Raw genomic sequence first — 26,352 nt, forward strand, 5'->3', positions numbered from 1 at the left:
AAATGTTCTTATTTGACACAATTAGGGGAAAGTAATACGGAATCGGGTCAGTCCGTCGGCATAGGTTCGCAAAGAGAATGTGCACCCATGACGCATCAGTACTTCGCGAATAAAGATGAGTCCGATTCCCTGACCGTTCGGTTTGGTAGAGAAGAAAGGACTGAACAGTTTAGCTTCTGTTTCTTTGCTGATTCCCTGACCGTTATCTATCACTTCAACAGTAGCCGGAGCGAGGGTGCGGACTATTATTTCCCCATCGGCTTCAATGCTTTCCGCTGCATTTTTGATGATATTTACGAGTACTTGCTCAAACAAAGCGGCATCCAGCATCACATCTTTCACACTTTCGTCTATTTCCATGCGGAGTGTAATGCGACGGTCATTACACATTCCTTCCATAAACCGCTTGCAGGTGAAAACCAAATCATTCAGATTAACAGAAGAAAGTGTCGGTTCGGGGATTTTCACCACATCGGCAAAACGGGTGATGAAACGACTCATCGAGAAACAACGGTCGGTACATACACGCATCACGTCGCAGATGTCTTCCATTCCTTCTTCGCTGGAAAGGGCTTGTTCTACCGTATCCAGTGTGGAAGTAATGCCGGCAGTCGTGTTGTTCACTTCGTGGGCAATCATGCGAATCACTTTCTCGTATGCTTTCTTTTCCGCTTTCATCACTTCGTCGGTGAGGGTTTCTACCAAGTAGAAGGGATGCTGAAATCCACGATCAATGAAAGAAGAATGAGTACACCGGTAGATATTCGAGTCGTTCAGACGGACGGTTACCTTCTCTCCTTTCGGGAGGTTAGCCAATTCCACCGCTAACGGAGAATCAATCTCTTTCATCTTCTTGCCTTGTGCGTCTTCCAAACGAACACCCAGCATTTTCAAAGCCATCGGATTCAATTCCGAAAGGTCTTCATCAAGGGAAGTTATAATCACTCCCATCGGAGAAGCTTTAATCAGCAAATCAAGAAAATTATTCTGTTCACGCAGGCGGAGACGTTCATTCTTGAGCTGTTCCATCATGCGGTTGAAGATATTCACCACACGATCGGCCTCATATTGACCTACAGGGCTAAGACGGCTACTGAAATCCTGCTCACGCAACAGTTCCATGCCGCTTCCGATTGTATTCAACGGCTTCACGATCTTACGATAGAAAAAGGTCAGATAAATGAGGATGAAAAGTATCAGCCCCTCCCCTATGTAGAAAAAGATTGTATTCAGTTGACTGGAAAGGAACAGCAATACACTACCTAATGCCAGCAGCAGAAAGACTAGTATGTAAAAGAATCCTTTTATACGCACGTTATCTGTGGTTAACGGTTAATCTTAATATTATTAGGCACGTACCTAAATCTATCACATTGTTATATTATATTTTTCGAGACGGCGGTAGAGTGCTGCACGACTGATACCCAATGCCGTAGCTACCTGACTCAAATTTCCTTTGTAACGGTCCAACGCCTGGAGAATGGTCTGGCGTTCTATTTCATCCAAAGTCATACCAGCCAGAGCTGCGCCTTCGGTCACTCTTGCGTCATCGTGGCGAATATACTGCGCATCAAAATCGGAAGCATCAAGCAGCGGTTTACCACTTACCAAAATGGTACGTTCCACCAAGTTCTTCAATTCACGAATATTCCCCGGATAGGGCAAACGGCTCAAGAATTGCAGGGCATCGGCAGAGAACTCCGTACGAGGCAATCCGTTGGTTACCGCCTGACGGTCGGCAAAATGACGTGCCAGCAAGGGAATATCTTCGCGACGTTCGCGCAAGGCCGGCAGCTTCACAGTTATCAGATTGATACGATAGAAGAGGTCTTCACGAAAAGTACGTTCGCCTACCATTTTGCGCAAATCGGCATTGGTGGCTGATACCACCCGGATATCCGTCTTACGCGGACGGCTGTCGCCGAGCACTTCAAATGTCTGATCCTGCAATACACGCAGTAACTTCACCTGGCACGAAGGATCGAGATCACCTATTTCATCCAGAAAAATCGTCCCTTTGTTTGCCATTTCGAAACGTCCGATACGGTCTGCGGAAGCATCGGTAAAAGCTCCTTTCTTGTGCCCGAACATTTCACTTTCGAACAGGCTTTGAGAGATACCTCCAAGATTCACTTTCACAAAGGGGTGTTTGGCTCGCTGACTATTAATATGAATGGCCTCGGCTATCAATTCCTTACCTGTTCCGCTTTCCCCTGTAATGAGAACAGAGGCATTGGTCTTTGCTATGCGGGCAATCGTATTCAACACATCCATCAATCCCTGGCTACGCCCGATGATGTGGCTGCGGTCGAAAGAATCGCTCTGTTCCTGCGTTGGTTCCTGTGGAGTGCCCGAAAGTTGGAGTGCCGTTTCGATGCGTTGCAACAAGGCGGCATTATTCCAGGGCTTCGTTATGAAATCAAAAGCTCCTGCCTGCATTCCTTGCACGGCAAGTTGGATACTTCCCCAAGCAGTCATCAATATCACCGGTGTTTCGGGACGGAATATTTTTACTTGTTTGAGTAGGGTCAAACCCTCCTCACCCGTTGTAGAAAGAGTGAAGTTCATATCCATCAGGATTAAATCCGGAGCTACGGAACGTACTACTTCCATAGCTTCCCGCGGACCGGGAACGGTCTGTGCTTCATATCCTGCCCGCTTCAACATGAAGCTAAGCGAAGAACGCACTGCGCTGTCGTCATCAATTATCAGAATCATAGTTAAAATTGCAAGATTCCTCTACCAAGAAAACTTCTTCTGTTTTTTCAATCTTCCAAGAAGAAGTATTTCTTTTTTTATTTCTTTCTTTATTTATAATGGGGGATGAATTTTTCTGTATTATTTACGTATTTTTCATTTCCCGAGTGTTAAAATCGAGTTTCAAAGGTACTATAAATAGTTCGTAATACCAAATGAATCAGGCATAAATACGCAATAGTCTGTTTGCAGACTTGAAAAACTTTTCCCATAATCTCCGGCAAGTTCCTCCATAAGATTCAAAAGCTTTTTCCTCCCCTTTCTATTGCCGGATGATTTCATCAAAATCAGCTTCAAGTTCGGTATTGGTACGAAAATCCCATAGTGTCAGACTGCGAATCTGATAATAATAATACCAATAATAATAAAGTTCGGAAATATGTTTCTGTCTCGCATCATCTTTAGAGTTCTGCGCATCATTCAAATCCAAGGTATTGATTTTACCTATCAGGAAAGTTTCAATACTTGTTTTATATCGTTGCTGGGCTATCGCATCGGCTTCTTTGGCTATGTCCAATTGCTGTGCCTGATTATTGAAATGCTCCACCAACAGAAAAATATCCTGGTTGAAGTTTATCTGTTCCTGACGAATTTTTGAAAGCACTACATCCCGATTACTCTTGGCTACCCGGACTTTCCCACGGCGTTTTCCCCAATCGAGAATCGGAATCTTAACGCCTACCTGAACAATCTGATTGTCCTGCAAGTTCCTGTAAACGGCCGGAAAATTCCGGTTCTCACCCGTATACCCTACGCTTGCAAACAAATCGACACTACGCAAATTTCCGCGTGCAGTAGCTACTTCATAATCGGCTTCCAACTGGCGGCGACGGATATTCTGTGCAAAAGAATTACGTTCCAATGCTTTATTTAACACCTGATTGTACTCCATCCTCGGGCCATCCACAGCTTCGGGAAGAACCGGGTTTAGTACTTCATCCTCTCCTACTCCCAAAAAGGCACGGAGCTGGAACATCTTGGCATTGAGATCACTCTCTGCTTCCGTCAATGCAGCCTTCGCATTCAAAGCGGAGAGCTTCAACTGCAAGAGTTCATTCTCGGAAATCTGCCCCATTTTGCGTTTGGCAAGGGCTACTTCATAAAGGTGGTCGGCGTTTGTCTGGTTCTGTTTCGCCGTGCCAAGATTTTCTTTTGCCAACAAAAGATTAAAGTAATAAGTGATGGCACGCATCGTCACTTCTTCGGTAGCAGTGATAAAAGCTGCTTTCGCTTCGGCATAACGAACCGGTTCGATGCGTCTGTTCCACTTTATATTATTGACTCCAAAGATGGGTTGTGTAAGTTGTAATGTGACAGGAACCGACATAAAATGCCGGTCTCCTCCGGTTCCCAATTGCTTGATATAGTCGAGAGAGGAAGTCAGCGAGAGTTTACCACCGGTAAGCCAGATATTTTGATCGATAGAAAGATCACCGGTAAGCCCCAATGTGTTATTACGGACGAAACCGTAAGAACCGTCCGAATTTTGATAAGAACTATACGATTTGTTATAATTAGGCAGGGTTCCGGTCAGGTTGACTTCCGGCAGAAGATCGGCACGAAAGGTACGAAATTCCCAATAGGCCGTTTTCAATTCATTCAAGGCAACAGCAGCGTCAACAGATTGAATACGCGCCATAGCAATAGCTTCATTCAAGGTTATTTCCCTTTCCTTCTGTGCCGACAATGCCAACGGCAGGCAAACGGCAGCAAGAGCAAACAATATACTTTTCTTTTTCATTATACACAGTATTTTCCACTATGAGAGAATCAAACGATGTGCCAAAAAAGTAAAGTTTTTATTATCAACAGATTAGAAAATAAGAAAAGTGTCCATTTTCGGACACTATGCCCAAAAGTGAACGTTCGATTATTCGCAGTAGTTAGGAAGGCGCACAGTGAAACGAGTGCCTTTACCTACTTCGGAGGTGACGGAGATGGTACCATTCAGACGTTCGATGATGGTCTGACAAATACTTAATCCCAAACCTGCTCCTTGGGTGAAATTATCGACTTTATAGAATCGTTCGAATATATGACGGATACCTTCTTCAGAAATACCGACTCCGGTATCCTCCACAAAGATGCGGGTGTAGCCGGGAACCTCATCATCTTCATAGCCAAAAGTAATGAAACCGCTGCTCGTAAATTTAGCAGCGTTATTTATCAGATTATTCACGACTTGCTGCAAGCGTACATTATCTGTCGTAAGATATTTCTTATCACTTTCGGGCATACGCAACACCAGTTCTACTCCCGGTGGCATATTCAAGCGTTGAGAATCATGGACGGTCTTTAATAACAGCGGCAGGTTATGCTCGGCGAACATAAATTCCATGGTTCCCGATTCGATACGTGACAAATCAAGAATATCATTAATCAAAGCCAGTAACAGGCCGCAATTCTTATTAATGGTTCCGATAAACTGGGCAATCTCTTCGCTTGTAAAACCACTCGTATCGCTTAGCAAATCGGAGAAACCTACAATCGCATTCAACGGAGTCCGAATCTCGTGACTCATGTTGGCAAGGAACGCCGATTTCAGTTTGTCAGCCTGGAGGGCTTTATCACGAGCCTCTCTCATCTCCTGCTCGGCAGTCTTATATCGCTGGATACTCTGGCAAACACCTAATATATTGTACAATGAATCTTGTGTCAATCCCGTGATTACGGAAGAACGATATTCCCACCATTCATACTCTCCGTTGACATTCCGCTGACGGAAATTCAGATGGGTATTGGAATCTTCTCCTGTCAATGCTCTATTAAATAACGGACTTATTTCCTTCAAATCATCAGGATGGATAGTGCGATCCATTTCATCACGGGAGATGGTAGTAACCGATTCATCGTATCCAAGACGTTTCAAGAAACCTTGCGGGAAAATGAAACAGTTGGTTTCCATATCAAACTGCCACGGATAGATGGAGCTTTCGTCTACTGCCATATCAAAGAAACGCTTCTGCATTTCTTCATTCGAAATATTCCGTGCGGAAAGTGCCATATCGGTAATCGTATCCTTTGAACGGATCGGGACTATTTCCCCCGACACCGGGAAGTATTTATCACTATGCACTTCTTTCATGAAAGCTCCCTGGGGTATCTTCACACTTTCTCCTTTAGCAGCTACCTGCTTCAGCATAGAATGAAGAATATCCTGACCGTTATAATATATCTTGAAGATGCTGCCTGCCATCATTCCTTCATAAAAACGGCCCCCTGACTCATACGGCAAATGCAGCATTTGTAATAAGGAGCGGTTTGTGAAATGAATGTGCAAATCGGTATCATACGTTATCACACCATCACGGATGGAATGAAATACATTATCAAACTCATTACGCTGTTCCACAAGTTTATTCTGCACGAGCAGACGGGTCTGTGCCTGAATCCGTCGTTTGGACTCACGCCGGTTGGCACGCATCAACCACACGATAGAAGCTATCAGCAACGCCAGGATAGACGGATAGAGCAGTATAAAAAGGTATTTATATTTTTCCCAATACGGTTCGTTGACGATGGTTCCGCTAGAGGATACTTTATCAGGGTCAATATGAAAATAATCCAACTGTTTATAGTCATAGATGAATCCCTGCGTGATTTCTGTCACTCCTATTTCTTGGGGAGATGTATCTTTTAAGACTAAAGCAGCCCTTTGAGCTGCCGATAATGCTGAAGCATAACTATCGGAATCGTATGCACAGAATACGCCATTAGTTAACCCCACATTCTGACTCGAAAATACGGGAGCTTTTGAGTTTTTGCCAACGAATGAAAGGAAAGGCGACCATTTAGGAGCAACCACCAGACGTTCGTAGCTGTTACGAGGGTAACAAATAGCAGCAATGATGTGACTCGTTGTATGATTTTGGGTATTATAGACTTTCATTCTATAATCCGGATTGTCTTTTTGAAAGATTTTCCACTCTTCTTCAAAATCTTCAAGGCCTTTGTTACTCAAAAAGCTGTTATCTATCACACATACCACTTCTTTCCGCTGGGGAAATATCTTTTGCGCCTGACGCAATATGACATCAAAATCCGGATTGGCAGTGAACCCGCAAACATTGGGATGAGTAGCAATCAGCTCCATATCAGGATACTTAATGCCGAAAAACACGACCGGTATCTGCAAAGGCAACGAATCTCCACAGGCAAAAAGAGTATAGAAAGCTTCATCACTTGCTGTTATAATCAAATCGGTCTGCCTGTCACGAGCACGCTGACAAAAACGACGCATAATTACTTTCTCGGAGTTGAATGCCCAAAAATCGGCATCAAGATACTCCGTTGTTATATTCACCTTCAGGCCACTTTCTTTAAATCCTTTGACCAACCCCTGATTAAGGTCGCTATGCCAAGGAGTCTGTGAGGTGTATGACTGTATAAACAGGATATTGTATGTACGTTCCGCTGCTGCCGCCTGAATAAGAACAGCAAAAAACAGAACGATAAGCAAACAATAGTAGCGTCGATTCATATAATTAAAGCCTGCGGTGTTTTCAATATTATGCCGACAAAGATACGTTAATTATATTGAAAACAAACAGATAGCCCAAGTTTTTTATTCTTCGCGCAACGCCTCGGCAGGGTGTATGCGAATTACCTGACGAGCAGGAAACCAAATGCCAACGAGAATCATTAAAGACATCAGGAAATAGGTTATGACAAATGTAATAAGAAAACGCACTACTCCCCACTCCATATACCCTTCAGTCAACTCCAGATGGCCGATATTATAACAGATGACGGCGGCAGGCAAAGCAGCCAGAGTCAACAATAGCAATCCTTCTTTATTTAAACGTTGCCAAAGCTGCATCCGGCTGGACCCGACTGCTATACGAAGCGCAGACTCGGCACGACGGTGCTGCGTACGGAACCAGAAGGTGCCGACAATGCCCAACAGGATATTAAGCAATAAGAATCCCATCATCCAGAAACGTACCTGTACCTGATTATAGCTCTCTTGCTGGAAATCATTCCGTATATCTTCATAATCATGCACTTTCAAGATGAATAAGTTGCCGACACTCAACTGGTTGACAGACAATTTCATCAAATGTTCCGCAAAGTCTTTAGAAGTCCCCGGCTTCACACGCAGACAAACTTCTACACTTGAAGGATAAAGTTCATCGTCAAGTTCGACCATTATCTTTTCAGGAAGTTCAATGGCTACATACCGATCACTGTAGTTAGGCCAAAAGTCATTGTAACGCACCTTCTTCGAAACTCCCCCTATCTTGTACACTTTCGTAGAATCATCCACATCGACCATTTCTTTACCCAACAGCGTACGATCGCCTTTATAATCTTTGGGCAAGAAATTTTCACCAACAACGACATTGCCATTCCTTAAAGCTTGCACCAACGGCTGATAACCACTCCCATCAGCACTTTGATAACGAAAGACCTGAAAAAAGTCAGGGGTTACCGAACGCCGTAGCGGATTACTAACTAATGTATCGATACGTAACATACTACCGGAGTTACTCCCGATATAGGGACGCGCATTATTGGATATTGAAACGGCCTCCACTTCCGGCAATCTCCGGAGACGATTAGTCAACTCGATAATATCTTGTCCTAAAGATGTACTCTTTTGCTCTTTCGAAAGATAGGAATTACTCTTGTCGTTTTTCAGGCTTAGCTCCAAATAATACGTATCGGTAATATCAAATCCTACCGGTTCGTAATAAGTACGCGCTGTCACATACGTCCAGTCGACCACATACCACAGGACCACAAAAACAATTAATAGTTCTGACCACAACCACCCGTTTGACCGGCGCTCGTTCCATATTTGTTTTAATAGTTGCATTTTCTTTAGAATTTAGATGAGTTGAAGAATTATCTTTCGTTGATGGCATCCACAATATTGGTGCGAGTTACTCTCCATGCCGGAATGGCGGCACTTAATAAATTGAGTAGGAAGCAAGCCAGAAATGCCAGCAGGAATACGGTAGGATCGAACAGTAAGTCGACACACATGGTCCGCAAATCCTCCACACCATTGGATACAAAGTCTACGGAGAAAAGCATTCCTCCCAAAAGGAAAGCGGCGACATAACTTAATACCAGTCCGAGAATTCCTCCGAACAGGGAATAAAGCATATTTTCGGATAGTACCTGCATCATAAGCTCCCGTCTGGGGGCACCAAAGGCTTTTCGCACTCCTATTTCGGAGATACGCTTACGCATGCGTGACAAAGTAAGTCCGGACAAGTTGACGGCAGGAACAATCAATAAGACAAGTAATGTCAGTATGTATTGCCGTACTGCTTCTTTCACAGCAGGAGGATTGTTGGCGGAATAGCGTTGCGCGGCTACGAAATAAGTATCAGGCTGTCCGCGATAGAGTAAATCGAAATTGGGATGCCCTGCCATAAAGATAGCCCGCAAGCGGTCTGCCTCCTGACGAATAGCCGGAAAATCGTCTTTCGATTTAGCCAGTATATAGACGGCAGTCATACCCATGATATTGTCATCGCCCCAAGTGGCTGTGAAGGCACTTGTTGAACTCAAAGGAATCCAAACTTGCGCATAGGCGTATTTCGCCAGTTTAGAGACCGGACGTACCACTCCGCAAACAATATAAGCCGAATGATTCAGAAGGAATGTTTTTCCAACCACTTCTGACGTTCCGAACAAGCGGCGAGCCATATCTTCGGAAATCACAGCTTTTGCTGCTCCGGCATCAAAATCGGCATTATCATACGGTTTACCGGATAGAAACTCAAATTCAAATATTTTCCAGAAAGCCTCGTCTGTTTGCAACACACTACAACTTTCCATCTCACCTGCCGGTTTAGCAGCCAGCATTGTTTCCTGCCAGATATTGGTTATGGAAACTGCTTCGGGAATTGTCATTGCTTTGAAACAAGCCTTTGCCGTATTGTATCCGATAGGGCCATTGCTTTGCCAATTCACGTTGGACTTACTTTGAAGTCCGGCAAACCGGAAAATAAGCATCCGGTCACGATGGGTTTCCGGTGCAAAGGGAGCAATAGTCGCACGTAAAGTAATCACAATTACCATTATCATAGCAATAGCCAAAGCTGTACCAATAATAGAAATAGAAGAAAGCAGTTTATTTTCTCCCAACAGATGGAATGCTTGTTTAAAATAGAGTTTTATCATGATCGTTACCAGTATAGAGTTCAGTATATTTCTTACCCGTCTTTTTTATTCTTCTTCGATTAGGTTCCACAGAAGTTCGTCAAAGAACGTTCCATATTAGAAATTCCATCCCTTCTTTGTTATATCCTTACATTTCAGGTTTTTGTGATTGATTTTACCAACACCATCCTTTTTAAAGAAAGCAGTATCAGCCTTACCCGATAAAGTGATATTACCTACTCCATCCACTTTAGCCTTGATAAGGCCACAGTCAACATTCATTTTCATATTGCCTACTCCGTCGACATCGAGTTTCAGTTCATCGCAATGAAGATTTTTCACGTTGCAATTTCCCACTCCGTCAAGTTCGAAAGCTATATTTTTAAGATTCAATTTTTCCTTTGCATCAAAGTTCCCTACCCCGTCGATTTTCACTTTACTCAAATCGGGAGCAGTGATGTAAAAAGTCAGATTCTTGACATTCTTTGCATTCTTCTCTTTATAATCGATAACCAGTGTACCGTTCTTCACCGTTACCCGGGTTTTCTCTACAAATTCAGAAGGCCCTTCCAAACGGCAGGTACATTCTGCCGATTGAGCGAAAATAATATTTCCGACAGATTGCAGATTGATGGCAGAAAAGTCGCCTACATTATAATCTTTACTCACATTTTGTGCCGATAGCGAACAAAAAGCAACACTTAACAGGACAGCTATCGCAACGATAAAAATATTCTTTGTCATGGTGGTTTTTAATTTAGAGAAATATTAATCTGTTTTTCTATTTAGTTTTATGTATAAAACGCAGGTTCTACTGCACCTGTCGTCCGTCAAAGAAACGAATGGTACGCGAAGTCTGCTTTGCCTGTTCTTCATTATGGGTGACCATAACAATGGTTCGTCCGTCTTCTTTATTCAGTCGGTGAAGCAGTTCCATTACTTCGGCTCCCATCCTTGAATCCAAGTTACCTGTCGGCTCATCGGCAAGGATTATTTCAGGATTACCGATAATAGCACGGGCAATAGCTACACGTTGGCACTGACCACCGGAAAGTTGTGTAGGAAAATGTCTCATACGATGGCTTAACCCTACTTTTTCCAATACCTCTTGCGCCAACCGCTTTCGCTCACTACTGCCAACACGGCGATAAAGTAAAGGCAACTCCACATTATCCGTCACATTTAACGAATTAATCAAATGGAAAGACTGAAACACAAAACCAAGCGTTTTATTACGAAAAACGGCCAATTCTTTGTCTTTCATTCCTTCGGTACGTATTCCATTGATTTCCACTATTCCCATGGTAGGTGCGTCAAGTAATCCCATTATATTCAACAATGTAGATTTTCCGCACCCGGAAGGTCCCATTATACTTAGGAATTCTCCACGTTCTACCGTCAGATTCACATTTTCCAACGCTACCGTTTCAATCTCATCAGTACGGTAAATTTTGGAAAGAGAGTTCAATGTTATCATAACTTCTAGTGTTTAATTTATTTAATCTTCAGCTTATTCTTGTTCTTATATGCACTCATATCACTTACCACTACCCTGTCACCCGGTTGCAATCCACTCAAAACTTCTACATATTCAAAGTTTGAATCACCCAACTGTATCTTACGTTTGACCAGTTCATTGTCAGAGTTGCAGACAAACAATTCGTATTCACCACGCCCCACATAGAAAGAGCCATTGGCAACACGCATCACATCTTCCTTTACAGCATTCATCACATAAACATCCGTCTTCAATCCGGAGCGCAGACGACGATGATTATCTTCCTTCAACTGAACCGTGAATGATATGACGCCATTCTTGGATAACGGTGTTACACTGCTGACCGTTCCTTCCAGTTTATCGCTTCCTATCTTAACAATTGCTTTTCCTCCAGCTGCCACACGGTCGCCATACGTATCAGCAATCTCACCTTCTACCTTAAAATGACTTAAATCGGAAATGATAGCGACTTGTTCGCCTTCGGAAATCTGCGCACCAATCTGGTTATTAATATAGGTAAGAATAGCTCTGCGCGGAGAACGGATTTGCGCATCATCCAAAGTACGTTTCTTTTCGGAGAGGCTCTTACGGAAGATATTAAAATCGAGTTCCTGCACCTTCAGTTCGGCGGCAGCTACTTCCTTCTCATTTTTATATTGCTGTTGGAGTTGTTCGTATTCTAACTGGGCTACATTATAGCTCAATTCAGCCTGGCGCACTTTATCCGTTGTTCCCGCACCGAGACTGTCCAAATAGTGTTCATTTCTCAACTCCACCTTCATCCGGCTTAATTTCATAGCCGAAACTTTGATCTGCATCGCCATATCGGAAAGCTTCGTCTGATTATTGACACGAAGCTGATCGAGCTTATACCGACGCATCTGCTCTTCGTCCAGCAACTTTTTATATTCGGTTTCCGTACTCTGAAGATCGAGTTTCAGAATCGGAGTACCTACATCTACGCTATCTCCTCCTTTTTTATAAACTTCAAGAATACGACTGTTGATTGGAGAATTGATTATTTCTTCAAATGCAGGAACCACCTTGCCGGAAGCACTGACACTTACCTCAATAACTCCTGTATCGACTGTGGAAAAGACAAGATCTTTTGCCTCCACTCCTGCCCTTAGTACAGATATAAGTACACCAATGACAACAATACTTGCCACCCCGATGGATGAATAACGAATGATCTTCTTATTACGTTCTTTCTGACGTATTTCTTTAGGAATTTCTCTGTCCATATCTGATCGTTTACGATTTTATCATGTATCAATTTAGCATTTCATATACCAAATCTATGCCAAAAACGTAAGTAATTGATAAATAGAATGTAACAAAAAACAAAGGGTGTCCGATATCGGACACCCTGTACGAATTTACTGTTCAGAATATGAATCTATCCACCTGTCGGCGGAAGGCCAGTACACCTGGATAATGACGGATTGTCAACTACGGTATAATGACTTCTCATTGACTATTTTTTCTCTAGTTCGGAAGCTTGCTGAATCTCCTGCGGAGAGTGTTGCTTCGGTTCCTGTATCAGTTCTTTTCCCCAATGATTAGTCTCCTCCAGTTTTTCACGATCACGAATTTCTTTTGCTTTACGGGCATAGACAATCATACGCATGGATTGATCGTAAGTGAAATAATTCCAGATCCAATTTAAGAGCACAATCACTTTATTACGCACTCCAAGGATAGAACGTAGATGAACAACGAGCCACATCACCCAGGCAAACCATCCCTGCATCTTTACTTTACTAAACTCTGCCACGGCACGATTGCGCCCGACAGTCGCCATCGAACCTAAATTGCGGTAATGGAAAGGTTTCATTTCCTGTCCTTTCTCCATACGAATCAGATTCTTTGCCAATAGTTCTCCTTGCTGGATCGCCACTTGTGCCAGTTGAGGATGCCCGTTCGGGTAATTTTCATCAGCCAACTGAATACATTGGTCGCCAATAGCAAACACATTATTCATCCCTTCTACACGGTTGAATGAATCGACTTTAATACGTCCTCCACGCCCAATCAGAGAGGCATCCAGATTGCCGATAGTCACACCGGTGACACCACTCACCCAGATAAAAGTACGCGTGGCAATCTCTGTACCATCTTCGAGTACTACTTTATGGTCACGATAATCCACAACACGTTTATTCAACAGGATATTTACTCCCATTTCACGGAGAAACTGTTCAGCATGTGCAGAAGATTCTTCTGACATTCCGGCAAGCAATCGCGGCCCGGCTTCAATCAAATAGATATGCATCAGACTGCTGGGCATATCAGGATAATCATTCGGCAAGACGAATTTCTTCATCTCGGAAAGTATTCCGGCTACTTCTATCCCGGTAGCTCCACCTCCTACAATTACAATATTCAATAGCTCTTGTTGTTCCTGCTTTGTTGAACAGGTCAGCGCTCGTTCCAGATTAGCCAGAAGAGCGTTTCGCAATCCCATCGCTTCTGACACATTTTTCATCGGCATGGCTTCCTCTTCGATATGTTTATTACCGAAATAGTTGGTTGTAGTACCTGCTGCTAACACCAGATAGTCATATTCTGCTTTTCCGATGGAAGTCTGTATCATATTCTTTTCCGGGAAAATGGCACGTACTTCCGCCATACGGAAATAGAAATCTTTCCGATGCTGGAATATTTTACGGAAGGGGAAGGATATGGAAGTTGGCTCCATACCGGCCGAAGCCACCTGATAAATCAAAGGAGGAAACTGATGATAGTTGTTTTTATCTATCAATACGACTTGAAAGCCTGACTTTTTCAGCTTGTTAGCCAGTTTCAAGCCACCGAAACCACCGCCTACTATGACGACACGTTTCTTATTACTTTTTGCAATGTTTAGACTCATATTCTAATCATGTTTTATCAAGATAATAACACATGAATGAGTCATTAAGTTTCCGAAATTCGAAACTTTTGAGAGAAGTCTCTACCGCAGACGCAATCTATCTCCGATTTCCGGAACATACTCACCATCCTTACGATTCATCTTATACAGATTTTTGAGGCGGATACCATATTTTTGAGAGATGCCATGCATGGAATCTCCATCTTTCACAACATATACAGTATAAGGTTTGGAAGCCTTTTTCTTCTTGCTCTTCAGGTAGATGATATCTCCTTCCATCAAGGTATAATCACGCTGCAAGTCGTTGTACTTCACAAGTTTCCTCCAACTAATATCGAATTCCTTGCCTAAATCTTTAAAGGTATCACCGTTGCGGGCTACCACATAAGCAATATCATTAGCGATATACACCTGATGCGGGCTCATCAACCAAGGATTCTTTTTCAGTTTCCGTTCCGAATATACCCCCTTACGGTCGTATTTATACAAGTCATAATCTTCGATAATTGTAATCAGACGATTAGCATAAGAAGGATCGGTAGCATAGCCTGCTTTTTTCAGTCCACGCGCCCAGCCTTTATAATCGGTGATGTCCAGTTTAAAAAGAAAAGCGTAACGGGCACCTCTTCTAAGGAAGTCGGAATGATCTTCGTAAGAGTCACGCGGATGCTTATAAGCACGGAAACATTCGTTACGGGCATCATCATCATGACGAACCGTACGTCCCCGCCAACTGCCACCACACTTAATACCAAAGTGGTTATTACTCTTTCGTGCCAACTGGCTGTATCCGGCACCGCTTTCCAGCAATCCTTGTGCCAATGTAATACTCGCCGGAATCTTATGAAGCTTCATCTGTTCAACAGCCAAATCACTATACTTATTTATATACTCGACGTAACGGGCATTCCGTTTCTGTGCCTGCACTCCTACGGCAAAGAAAAAAACAACGGTTAAAAAGATAAGTCTATGCAGTTTATTCTCCATTTTTATTCAGATGTGAATTAGATGGCACAAAAATCTGAAAAATAATTGGGATTATCAATCTCTTTCCTAACTTTGTAACATTAATTGTAGAAACCAATACCCTGACGTATATGAAAGACCTCACAATTACCGCTATTATTAAAGTATATCAATATGATGAGTTGAATGAGGGCGATCGGTCACTTATAAAGACTGCCATGGAGGCAACAGCTCGTAGTTATTCTCCGTACTCCCATTTCTCCGTAGGTGCCGCTGCGCTATTGGGCAACGGGACAGTAGTGACAGGAACCAATCAGGAAAATGCGGCCTATCCGTCGGGGCTTTGTGCAGAACGTACTACCCTATTCTATGCCAACTCCCAATATCCCGACCAACCGGTTGTCACTCTTGCCATTGCGGCACGAACGGAAAAGGACTTCATCGACCATCCGATTCCTCCCTGCGGTGCTTGCCGGCAAGTGATTCTGGAAACGGAAAAGCGTTACAAACAACCCATCCGCATCCTATTATATGGCAAAGAATGTATCTACGAAGTAAAAAGTATAGGCGATCTACTGCCGTTATCATTTGACGCATCAGCAATGGAGGATTAATTATGTTACAACAATATCACACGAAACTAAAAGGAACACTCGCACTTACAGACTCTTATCTGACAGAAAAAGCACTGCAAAAAGAAAAAGGGCTTTATAAATTTATATGGGTACGCAACGGAAGCATCACAGTAGAAATCGACCATCAGGAAATGATACTTACCCAAGATGAAGTGATTTCACTCACTCATCTGCAACACCTCGAATTTAAATCGATTGATGGTGAATACCTGACTTTGTTGTTCAACAGCAATTTCTATTGTATCTATGGCAACGACCATGAAGTGTCATGCAGCGGTTTCCTGTTCAACGGTTCTTCTCACCTGATCCGTTTTACCCTGAATGAAAAAGAACGTAAAGAACTCGACACCATTACCGAAGCACTGGAAAACGAGTTTACCGTTTCCGACAGCCTGCAGGAGGAGATGCTACGCATCCTGCTAAAACGTTTCATTATCCAATGTACCCGAATTGCACGTCACCGCATGAATATCACCCGTGAAAAAGAATCCGGTTTTGAGATTGTCCGCCAATACTATAACTTGGTCGACGAGCATTACCGGACGAAGAAACAGGTGCAGGACTATGCCGATATGTTGCATAAATCTCCCAAGACACTATCGAACATCTTTTCTACCTGCAAACTGCCTTCGCCGCTTCGGGTTATCCACGAACGGGTGGAAGCGGAAGCTAAACGTCTCCTGCTTTACAGCAACAAAAGCGCCAAAGAGATTGCCGATATTCTGGGATTTGAAGACCAGGCTTCTTTCAGCCGTTTCTTCAAAAATATGACTGGACAGAGCGCCGTGCAATTCAGAAACACACAGGAAGGGAAAAATTGACAAGGCATACGGAAGTATTGCTATTTTGGGGGTAGTGGAAATGGACGACCTTTGCAACATAAGATAAACCCATTAAAACCCCAACAAAATGAAAGAGAAATTGATCGCTTTACTGACCTTCACTTCAAGTCTGAAAAGTTTTGGTATGAAATTTATCCGCGTTGCCATCCTGGTAGTATTTGTATGGATAGGCGGATTGAAGTATTTCCATTATGAAGCCGACGGGATTGTTCCGTTTGTTGCCAACAGTCCTTTTATGAGTTTCTTCTATGCTAAAGGTGCACCCGAATACAAAGAACATAAAAATGCGGAAGGTGCTTTTGTCCCGGAAAATCGTGCATGGCACGAAGCAAACCGCACTTATACTTTCTCTTACGGACTGGGAGCTCTTATTATGGGGATCGGCATACTGGTATTCTTGGGAATCTTTTTCCCAAAAGTGGGATTGGCAGGCGACACCCTCGCCATTATCATGACGCTCGGCACACTTTCTTTTCTTGTCACCACCCCGGAAGTCTGGGTTCCCGACTTGGGAAGCGGAGAATTCGGTTTCCCATTACTATCCGGTGCAGGGCGGTTGGTGATTAAAGACATTGTGATCCTGGCCAGTGCCGTAGTGTTATTATCCGACTCGTCACAACGCGTACTCAAAACACTTAAAAAAGACTAAGACAACCACTAAAGAGGATTCTGACTTCTTGCCATTGCGGAACAAATCGTATTTTCAGACTGTTATATAGTCTCATACAAATCATTAATACAAGAAGTTATGAAACAATATGATGCAATTATTATAGGATTCGGCAAGGCAGGGAAAACCCTGGCTGCCGAACTTTCCAACCGCGGATGGCAAGTGCCCATCGTAGAACGTTCCAACATGATGTATGGAGGAAGCTGTCCGAATGTAGCCTGTATCCCAACAAAGACGCTGGTGCATGAAGCCGAGGTTTCCGCTTTGCTTTACCACGATGATTTTCCGAAGCAGGCGAATATGTACAAACAGGCCATCGGCCGAAAGAACCGCCTCACTTCCTTTCTTAGGAATGATAATTACGAAAGACTAAGCAAACGTCCTAATGTGACTATCTATACTGGAACGGGGTCTTTCATATCCGCCGATACCATAAAAGTGGAACTTCCCGAAGGAGAAATCGAACTGAAAGGAAAAGAGATATTTATCAACACGGGGTCTACTCCCATTATCCCTGCAATAGATGGTATTCAGCAAAGTCAGCACGTATATACCAGTAGTGCGCTTTTGGACTTAAGTGTACTTCCTCATCACCTGATTATCATAGGTGGAGGATATATCGGACTGGAGTTCGCTTCTATGTATGCCGGTTTCGGCAGTAAAGTGACGATACTCGAAGGAGGAAACAAATTTATGCCTCGCGAAGATCGGGATATTGCAAACAGCGTCAAAGAAGTGATGGAGAAGAAAGGTATTGAAATCCATCTGAACGCTCGTGCACAGTCTATCCATGACACGAATGACGGAGTGACACTGACTTACTCGGACATATCCGACGGTACTCCTTATTATGTAGATGGAGATGCCATTCTTATCGCAACGGGACGTAAACCGATGATTGAGGGATTGAATCTGCAAGCAGCGGGTGTAGGAGTTGATGCTCACGGAGCTATCATCGTAAACGATCAGTTACGCACTACTGTTCCTCATATATGGGCAATGGGAGATGTGAAAGGCGGATCGCAATTTACATATCTCTCGCTGGATGATTTCCGGATTATCCGCGATCAGCTCTTCGGCGACAAGAAACGTGATATCGGAGACCGTGATCCTGTGCAATATGCAGTGTTTATTGATCCGCCATTGGCACATATCGGAATCAGTGAAGAAGAAGCTCTGAAAAGAGGATATTCATTTAAGGTTTCCCGGTTGCCGGCTTCCTCCATCGTCCGTACCCGTACATTGAGGCAGACAGATGGTATGCTAAAAGCTATCATCAATAATCATAACGGGAAGATTATGGGCTGTACTCTATTCTGCGCCGATGCTTCAGAAATCATCAATATCGTAGCTATGGCGATAAAAACAGGGCAAACCTCTACATTCTTGCGCGATTTTATCTTCACGCATCCCAGTATGAGTGAGGGATTAAATCAACTGTTTGATGTATAAGAATAAGAAAGAGTATAACTCACTTCTAAAACAGAGCCTCTGAATAGGGTAAACAGAGGCTCTATTTGGAGTAATCGGAGGCTCTGAATGAGGTAAACGGAGCCTCTAAATAAATGAAATTCATTCTTTTTCAGTCTTAATAGAGTGAAATCTAATAGAAAGTGTTATCTTTGCCGCCAAGTTAAACTATATACCTACCGCAATGAGAATTACTAAGTAAGACAACACTTCTAAGTAAACATCACTTTTCTTATATGCTTTTTCTATTTTGTTAAGCATCACGAAATCCGTGTTGTTTAGCCAGTATTGTGTTTGTCGTTCCCCCTATCCTGTGTTTTTTTCACTCTATTTTCAACCTCAAACCCAATAGATCGTCATGTCTATCAGTATCCAACAAATCAGCTATATCCATCCGGATAAAGAAGTATTATTCAGTGACCTCAATTTCGCCATCAGTAAAGGGCAGAAATTGGGATTAGTCGGTAACAATGGTTGTGGCAAATCTACTTTGCTACAAATTATTGCCGGACAGTTATCACCCTCTTCCGGTGTCATTGTCCGCCCGGACGACCTATATTATATCCCGCAACATTTCGGGCAATATGATTCACTGACCATTGCACAAGCTCTTCAAATAGAGCGTAAACAGCAAGCTCTGCACGCCATCCTGGCAGGAGATGTCTCAAACGAGAATTTCACCATTCTAAATGATGACTGGAATATCGAAGAACGTTCCATCGCCGCTCTCGATTTATGGGGATTAGGACAGTTTACGCTATCCTACCCGATGAATCTGCTTAGTGGCGGCGAAAAGACCCGCGTATTCCTGGCAGGTATGGACATTCATCATCCATCTGTCATACTTATGGATGAACCGACCAATCATCTCGATTCTTCCGGCAGACAACGTTTATATGACTGGGTAGAAAAATATCGTTCCACCCTGTTGGTGGTAAGTCATGACCGCACCCTGCTCAATCTTCTCCCCGAGATTTGCGAACTAAAGAAGCATCAAATCAATTATTATGGCGGAAATTACGAATTCTACAAAGAACAAAAAACGCTGATGCAGGAAGCATTACAACAACGTATTGAAGAAAAAGAAAAGGCACTACGTATTGCCCGTAAAGTGGCTCGCGAAACGGCCGAACGCAGGGACAAACAGAATGTACGCGGCGAAAAGAGTAATATAAAAAAAGGAGTTCCACGCATTGTATTGAACGCACTCCAAGGGAAATCCGAGAAGAGCACCAGTAAACTGACTGGCGTTCATCAGGAGAAAGCCGAGAAGTTAACAAATGAACGCAACCAGCTTCGAGGTTCGCTCTCTCCGACTGCTGCATTAAAAACCGACTTCAATAGTTCCTCGCTTCATACCGGGAAGATATTAGTGACAGCAAAAGAGATTAACTTCAGTTATCATTCCAATTCGGTTAACAATGATATTCTGACGAATGATGAAATAAATTCGTCTGACACAGGTTATCATCCCAATCCGAATAGCAATGATATTCAGGAAAATAGTATCTCAAAACAACAGCTTTGGCAAGCTCCTGTCAGTTTTCAGCTAAAGAGCGGAGACCGCCTCCGTATAGAAGGAGCCAACGGTAGCGGGAAGACAACTCTATTGAAATTAATCACCGGCCAACTTCAACCACAGGAAGGAACCCTGACACGGACGGACTTTAGCTATGTCTATTTGAATCAAGAGTATTCGATCATTGACGACCGGAACAGTATTCTTGAACAGGCTTACGCTTTCAACAGCCGGAATCTGCCGGAGCATGAAATAAAGATTATTCTAAACCGTTACTTGTTTCCTGCATCCGAATGGGACAAATCCTGCCGGAAACTTAGTGGTGGTGAGAAAATGCGTCTCGCTTTCTGCTGTCTGATGATTAGTAACAATACCCCTGATATGTTTATCCTGGATGAACCTACCAACAATTTGGACATACAAAGTATTGAAATTATCACTGCTACTATCAAAAATTATGCAGGTACTGTGATAGCAATCTCACACGACAATTATTTTATTCAGGAAATTGGTGTCGAACAATGCATTTTATTGAGTTAGTCTATTGATATTTTATCCAGGGCAACCGCACCAAAATTTAATTCATATCCGCACAGTTTTGAATAAAATAATGAAGTATTCTGGAAACGTTGTGGTAAATCTGAAAAAGATGATTGAGTTTTTAAGATTCCCCGTTATCTTTTTATTATAAGATATGGGTCAAAGGTGAGGGTTGGTGAGGGTAGATTTATAACCTTTTATTTTATTATTTTCTATACTATCTCCTTTTTTATCTATAAAAAAAATACGAAAGTTATAAATCTACCCTCACCAACCCTCACCTTTGACCCATCATTAGCGCACCGTTTAACTTGTTTCAGTACAGTTCTTAATTAAATGGGAATCTATCGGTTAAATGAGAATTTATCGGTTAGGCTGAAAGCCTTACAATTATATATTTATTGGGGTGCCCTGAAAGGGCTTAATTATATAGCGTAGGGCAACGCCCTACGAAAAAAACACACCAGCCACAAGCCCTGAAAGGGCGGAACTGTATACAATTATGCCCTTTCAGGGCGCAAATTCAGATTGTCGTTTTTACGTAGGGCGTTGCCCTACGCTATATAATTAAGCCCTTTCAGGGCACTCCGCAAAATTATCATTTATCCGACGGTTCAAGTCTATTTTATTATCAAGAGATGAAAGAAGAGATGATATGCGCTTTTGTTCATTTATGCTTGGTGCTACAAATGAATAATTCCTCATTGTTTCCAATGACACATTTTTAATCGTTGTACCTGTAGCTAAATGCATTATGCTATTCTTGAACTGTTGGGAGGCAACAACGTAATATATAAAATTCAAGTCGAAATCTTCTGCAACATTGAAGTAACAAGCGCTTTTACCCAAGATGCACGCTTCTCCTTGATATTTTGCGACATTACCGATTGTACCATTGATAGAAACTAATATAGTTCGATGGTTTAGATTTTTCCTATACTTATTAGCTTCATCTTCTGACACACGCTTTGTTGAATCTTTTATTTCGATTTTTCCATCAACAAGATTATTCCCATTGATAAAAAAAACAGTTCCATTTTTGTCATATTTTGGGGTACCATGTAAACCATCCCCTAAAAGGGTGGTCACATCCTTTAATTGATATTTTTTCCACTGTTCCATAAATGAGAATTTATCGGTTAAATGGGAATTTTGCAGTTAGGCTGAAAGCCTTACAATTATATATTTATTGGGGTGCCCTGAAAGGGCTTAATTATATAGCGTAGGGCAACGCCCTACGAAAAAGACACACCAGCCACAAGCCCTGAAAGGGCGGAACTGTATACAATTATGCCCTTTCAGGGCGCAAATTCAGATTACCGTTTTTTCGTAGGGCGTTGCCCTACGCTATATAATTAAGCCCTTTCAGGGCACTCCGCAAAATTATCATTTAGCTCATTTCTGCACGGTTATGAATCAAATTTTGGTGCAGTTGCCCTGTATTTTATCTGATAAGTCTAAATATCAATCTAGTTTTTTTATAACTTCGCAGCGCGAAGATCAAGAATTAGAATTAAAATGAATCAGACAGCACAATCATGGTGGTTTATCTTTTACAAAGACCAACTGCTTCTTGAGAAAAAAGAGGATGGTATATATGCCATCCCGTGTGGAGAAAGCTCTCCTATTGTTATTAAAGAAAAAACAACCGTACACAATATCACTACACTGGAAGAGAGAAACTGCAAGGCTTTCTCCCTCTCCTCTCCCATTGAAGAATCGGAGCAATGGATCATGATAGGGCTTCGTGCCTGCTATGAATATCTTCCTTTGTCTCATTATCAGACAGCAGGAAAAGCACATGAGATTCTGCATTGGGATAGAAACAGCCGCTTTTGTTCCGCCTGCGGCACGCCTATGGAACAGAAAGAATCTATCATGAAGCGTTGTCCGAAATGTGGCCGGGAAGTATATCCTTCCATTTCCACAGCGATACTTGTATTAGTGAGAAAAAAAGATTCACTACTCTTAGTGCATGCCCGCAATTTTAAAGGAACATTCAACAGTCTCGTTGCCGGATTTCTGGAAACCGGAGAAACGCTAGAAGAATGTGTAGCACGTGAAGTGAAAGAAGAAACCGGACTGGATGTAAAGAATATCACTTATTTCGGTAATCAGCCCTGGCCTTATCCCAGCGGACTAATGGTCGGCTTTATTGCTGATTATGCCGGAGGGGAAATCAACCTCCAAGATGAAGAATTGAGTTCGGGAGACTTTTATACAAGAGACAATTTACCCGAACTTCCCAGAAAACTTAGTCTTGCCCGAAAGATGATTGATTGGTGGATAGAGCATCCAAATGAATAAATCAAACATGAAAAATATCATCAAAGGAATCCGTCAGTATTATCCGGTATCCGACAGTTCTTTGGAAGTACTCTTCAGCTATATGAAGAAAATGGAGCTTCCTAAAAAACATTTACTGATACACGGTGGAGTACTAGACCGCCACGTCTACTTTATTGAAAAAGGATTTTGTAGGTCCTATTGTTTACGTGACGGAGAAGAAATCACGATCTGGTTTTCACGCGAAGGTGATATTACCTTTGCCATGAAAGATTTATATCATAATCAACCGGGATACGAATATGTAGAATTACTGGAAGATTGTGAATTATATGCCATACGCATTGAAGATTTAAATCAGATTTATGAAACTAATATAGAAATTGCCAACTGGGGACGTGTTATTCATCAGGAATGTTTGTTGTACATGGATATTCACCATATCAACCGATTGTATCTTCCGGCTAAAGAACGTTATGAACAACTTTTACGTGAGCAACCAGATGTCATTCACCGTGCCCAATTGGGATATATAGCCTCCTTTCTAGGCATGACTCCCCAACATCTTAGCCGTCTACGGTCCGAATCTTGATTCTTTTTAATCTATGTGAATTTTTATATCACAAGAAAGCAGTACTTTTGTCAGCGAATACAAAAAAACTGATAAGTATCGTGATTAACACATTAACTTCTTTACGAATATTATTTGCCTTGATGGTATTCGGGGCACATTGTTATGTTCTGGATCCGAGCTTCGACACACACTTCTTTAAAGAAGGATTTGTTGGAGTCAGCTTTTTCTTCATCCTTAGTGGCTTCATTATTGCCTATAATTATGAAGAAAAGTTATTGGAAAAGATCACCACCAAACGTACTTTTGGGTAGCACGCATTGCCCGCATTTACCCCCTCCATCTACTTACTCTATTAATTGCCGCATGTATAGGAGGGTATGTTCAATACAACGATACGACAGACTGGATAAAACACTTCGCCGCTTCCACTTTTTTATTGCAACCGTTCTTCCCTTCTGCAGATTATTTTTTCTCATTCAATAGTCCTTCGTGGAGTCTGGGCTGCGAACAGTTATTTTATTTCTGTTTCCCCCTCATCATTCCTTTCTTAAATAGTAAACGGAATCTATGCATCACTCTTTTCATCTGCCTGCTGGTTATGCTGACAGGTATGCATCTGACTGCTGAAGAACAAATTAAAGCATACTGGTATGTAAATCCAATCACCCGCCTGCCGGACTTTTTTGTAGGTGTTTTACTTTATCAGTTTTATCGGTCGATATTCAACAAAAAGATTTCTTATTCCACCGGAACACTATTAGAAATAGGAGTAGTCATTTTATTTTTTGTTTTCTATTTTTGTACCGCAGACATTCCCAAAGTATACCGCTATTCTTGTTACTACTGGCTACCCGTTTCTTTGGTGATACTTATCTTTGCCTTACAAAGAGGGTATATATCCCGGTTACTATCCAATCGGGTCTTAGTGATAGGAGGAGAAATCAGTTACAGTTTCTACCTGATACATTTATTTATTATACTCACATACACCCAAATGGCTACTCTGTATCAATGGCACATGCATTGGATGATAAGTGTCCCCGTCATTTTTTGCATCACTATTGCGCTTAGCTTACTTTCTTATTATTATTTTGAAAAGCCTGCCAATAGATGGGTAAAACGAATACTAACTAAAAAATAATCATAAATTAGCCCCATGGAATTATCAACAAAAACACCCCGAATTGAAGTAGTAGATGCTCTTAGAGGATTTGCTGTAATGGCCATCCTTCTGGTTCATAACCTGGAGCATTTCATTTTCCCCGTATATCCGGAAAGTTCTCCTGAATGGCTCACCATTTTGGATGCCGGAGTATTTAATGCGACATTTTCACTGCTTGCCGGAAAGTCTTATGCCATATTCGCTCTGCTTTTCGGATTCACTTTCTATATCCAGTCGCACAACCAGCAGTTGAAAGGAAAAGATTTTGGTTACCGCTTTTTATGGAGAATGATATTACTGGCAGGATTCGCCACTTTGAATGCCGCTTTCTTCCCGGCAGGAGATGTCCTGCTTCTGTTTGTTGTAGTCAGTCTTGTGCTGTTTATCGTACGTAAATGGAGTGACAAAGCGATTCTAATCACCGCCATCTTGTTTTCACTGCAACCGATTGAATGGTTTCATTATATAATGAGCCTTTTCAATCCTGCCTATACCCTACCCGATTTGAATGTCGGAGCCATGTATGCTGAAGTAGCAGAATACACCAAAGCCGGAAACTTTTGGGATTTTCTGATAGGCAATGTTACTTTAGGACAGAAAGCAAGCTTGTTTTGGGCTATCGGTGCCGGACGTTTCTTGCAGACTGCCGGACTTTTCCTGTTTGGCTTATATATCGGACGCAAAGAATTGTTCGTAACTACCGAATCTCATTTGAAGTTCTGGATGAAAGCACTTATTATTGCAGCTATCAGTTTCGCGCCACTGTATTCTCTGAAAGAACAGATCATGCAAAGTGACAGCAGTTTAATTCAGCAAACGGTAGGTACTGCCTTTGATATGTGGCAGAAATTTGCATTTACGATTGTACTTGTTGCTTCTTTCGTGTTGCTTTATCAGAAGGAGCAGTTCAAGAAAACTGTATCTAATCTGCGATTCTACGGAAAAATGAGTTTGACCAATTATATTTCTCAATCTATTTTGGGAGCCATTATCTATTTCCCATTCGGATTCTATCTTGCTCCTTACTGTGGATATACTCTTAGCCTGATTATCGGTATTATTCTTTTCCTGGCGCAGGTTCGGTTCTGCAAATGGTGGCTGTCTAAACATAAACAAGGACCATTGGAAACAATATGGCATAAATGGACTTGGATAGGCACGAAGAAATAACAGAAAAAAAGAAATAGCACTGACTGAAAAATAGACTAAAAAAGCAGGCCACGAAATACACATAACTACAAACGAACAACTTACGAATATGAAACTGAACGTATCACTCTAAAGCATCAACAAAACATGTGTATCCGCAGCCTGCGGGTTGAAATTGAGATGATGTCAATACAACAAGATTCGGGCAAGAAGGATTAGCAAGTGGACTTAAAGAATGCAAAGGAAATGAAAGAACTGTGCCAAGTTGGGGAAAAAGCCCGAAAATAGGCAGA

Annotated in this window: 20 protein-coding genes and 1 pseudogene; 9 read left to right on the forward strand and 12 right to left on the reverse strand. The window is 42.2% G+C overall.

Annotation, left to right across the window (positions count from 1 at the left end; translation table 11 throughout):
- Window positions 1-21: 21 nt before the first annotated feature.
- From INE92_RS10630 to INE92_RS10680, 11 genes are all read right to left on the reverse strand, one after another.
- Window positions 22-1,314, reverse strand: coding sequence for a sensor histidine kinase (locus INE92_RS10630; RefSeq protein ID WP_195436033.1), 1,293 nt, complete (start codon window positions 1,312-1,314; stop codon window positions 22-24).
- 54 nt (window positions 1,315-1,368) lie between these two features.
- Complete coding sequence (locus INE92_RS10635; protein WP_004314283.1) at window positions 1,369-2,718, reverse strand: sigma-54-dependent transcriptional regulator; 1,350 nt, start codon at window positions 2,716-2,718, stop codon at window positions 1,369-1,371.
- 301 nt (window positions 2,719-3,019) lie between these two features.
- On the reverse strand, window positions 3,020-4,498 hold the full coding sequence (locus tag INE92_RS10640; RefSeq protein WP_015532970.1) for a TolC family protein: 1,479 nt from the start codon (window positions 4,496-4,498) through the stop codon (window positions 3,020-3,022).
- 129 nt (window positions 4,499-4,627) lie between these two features.
- The gene (locus tag INE92_RS10645; RefSeq protein WP_212702021.1) at window positions 4,628-7,237 is read right to left on the reverse strand and encodes a sensor histidine kinase; all 2,610 of its coding nucleotides are present in this window, start codon (window positions 7,235-7,237) and stop codon (window positions 4,628-4,630) included.
- Between the two features lie 84 nt (window positions 7,238-7,321).
- A complete protein-coding gene (locus INE92_RS10650; RefSeq protein WP_195436037.1) occupies window positions 7,322-8,575 on the reverse strand; it encodes an ABC transporter permease in 1,254 nt (417 codons plus the stop codon).
- A 29-nt stretch (window positions 8,576-8,604) separates the two neighbouring features.
- Entirely contained in the window at window positions 8,605-9,894 is a 1,290-nt protein-coding gene (locus INE92_RS10655; protein WP_195436039.1) for an ABC transporter permease, read from the reverse strand.
- Window positions 9,895-9,990: 96 nt separating this feature from the next.
- Window positions 9,991-10,617, reverse strand: coding sequence for a GIN domain-containing protein (locus INE92_RS10660; protein WP_195436040.1), 627 nt, complete (start codon window positions 10,615-10,617; stop codon window positions 9,991-9,993).
- A 67-nt stretch (window positions 10,618-10,684) separates the two neighbouring features.
- Entirely contained in the window at window positions 10,685-11,350 is a 666-nt protein-coding gene (locus tag INE92_RS10665) for an ABC transporter ATP-binding protein (protein WP_008644652.1), read from the reverse strand.
- A 17-nt stretch (window positions 11,351-11,367) separates the two neighbouring features.
- On the reverse strand, window positions 11,368-12,615 hold the full coding sequence (locus INE92_RS10670) for an efflux RND transporter periplasmic adaptor subunit (protein WP_195436041.1): 1,248 nt from the start codon (window positions 12,613-12,615) through the stop codon (window positions 11,368-11,370).
- 233 nt (window positions 12,616-12,848) lie between these two features.
- The gene (locus INE92_RS10675) at window positions 12,849-14,246 is read right to left on the reverse strand and encodes an NAD(P)/FAD-dependent oxidoreductase (RefSeq protein ID WP_120070546.1); all 1,398 of its coding nucleotides are present in this window, start codon (window positions 14,244-14,246) and stop codon (window positions 12,849-12,851) included.
- An 81-nt stretch (window positions 14,247-14,327) separates the two neighbouring features.
- A complete protein-coding gene (locus INE92_RS10680) occupies window positions 14,328-15,233 on the reverse strand; it encodes a glucosaminidase domain-containing protein (RefSeq protein ID WP_004311330.1) in 906 nt (301 codons plus the stop codon).
- Window positions 15,234-15,343: 110 nt separating this feature from the next.
- Between INE92_RS10680 and cdd the strand changes: the two genes are divergently transcribed.
- The 5 genes from cdd to INE92_RS10705 all read left to right on the forward strand — a co-directional run bounded on the left by cdd (window position 15,344) and on the right by INE92_RS10705 (window position 20,888).
- A complete protein-coding gene (cdd, locus tag INE92_RS10685; protein WP_004304232.1) occupies window positions 15,344-15,826 on the forward strand; it encodes a cytidine deaminase in 483 nt (160 codons plus the stop codon).
- 2 nt (window positions 15,827-15,828) lie between these two features.
- Window positions 15,829-16,668, forward strand: a complete 840-nt coding sequence (locus tag INE92_RS10690) for an AraC family transcriptional regulator (protein WP_004304233.1) — start codon at window positions 15,829-15,831, stop codon at window positions 16,666-16,668.
- Window positions 16,669-16,756: 88 nt separating this feature from the next.
- A complete protein-coding gene (locus tag INE92_RS10695) occupies window positions 16,757-17,338 on the forward strand; it encodes a DUF417 family protein (protein WP_004304234.1) in 582 nt (193 codons plus the stop codon).
- A 99-nt stretch (window positions 17,339-17,437) separates the two neighbouring features.
- Window positions 17,438-18,811 carry an FAD-dependent oxidoreductase gene (locus tag INE92_RS10700; protein WP_212702023.1) on the forward strand — a complete coding sequence of 458 codons (1,374 nt, stop codon included), beginning with the start codon at window positions 17,438-17,440 and terminating at the stop codon, window positions 18,809-18,811.
- A gap of 376 nt (window positions 18,812-19,187) precedes the next feature.
- Window positions 19,188-20,888: an ABC-F family ATP-binding cassette domain-containing protein gene (locus INE92_RS10705; RefSeq protein ID WP_004311332.1), complete on the forward strand. Its 1,701-nt coding sequence runs from the start codon at window positions 19,188-19,190 to the stop codon at window positions 20,886-20,888.
- A gap of 567 nt (window positions 20,889-21,455) precedes the next feature.
- On the opposite strand, the gene INE92_RS10710 is transcribed toward INE92_RS10705, so the two are convergent.
- Entirely contained in the window at window positions 21,456-22,010 is a 555-nt protein-coding gene (locus tag INE92_RS10710) for a restriction endonuclease subunit S (protein WP_134993716.1), read from the reverse strand.
- Between the two features lie 390 nt (window positions 22,011-22,400).
- Between INE92_RS10710 and nudC the strand changes: the two genes are divergently transcribed.
- From nudC to INE92_RS10730, 4 genes and pseudogenes are all read left to right on the forward strand, one after another.
- The gene (gene nudC / locus INE92_RS10715; RefSeq protein ID WP_255344452.1) at window positions 22,401-23,195 is read left to right on the forward strand and encodes an NAD(+) diphosphatase; all 795 of its coding nucleotides are present in this window, start codon (window positions 22,401-22,403) and stop codon (window positions 23,193-23,195) included.
- A gap of 7 nt (window positions 23,196-23,202) precedes the next feature.
- A complete protein-coding gene (locus INE92_RS10720; protein WP_008644635.1) occupies window positions 23,203-23,766 on the forward strand; it encodes a Crp/Fnr family transcriptional regulator in 564 nt (187 codons plus the stop codon).
- A gap of 80 nt (window positions 23,767-23,846) precedes the next feature.
- Window positions 23,847-24,889, forward strand: a pseudogene (locus INE92_RS10725) (acyltransferase family protein).
- A 15-nt stretch (window positions 24,890-24,904) separates the two neighbouring features.
- Entirely contained in the window at window positions 24,905-26,080 is a 1,176-nt protein-coding gene (locus INE92_RS10730) for a DUF418 domain-containing protein (protein ID WP_212702025.1), read from the forward strand.
- Window positions 26,081-26,352: the final 272 nt, after the last annotated feature.

The sequence above is a fragment of the Bacteroides xylanisolvens genome, from assembly GCF_018289135.1.
GTDB classification, from domain to species: Bacteria; Bacteroidota; Bacteroidia; order Bacteroidales; family Bacteroidaceae; genus Bacteroides; species Bacteroides xylanisolvens.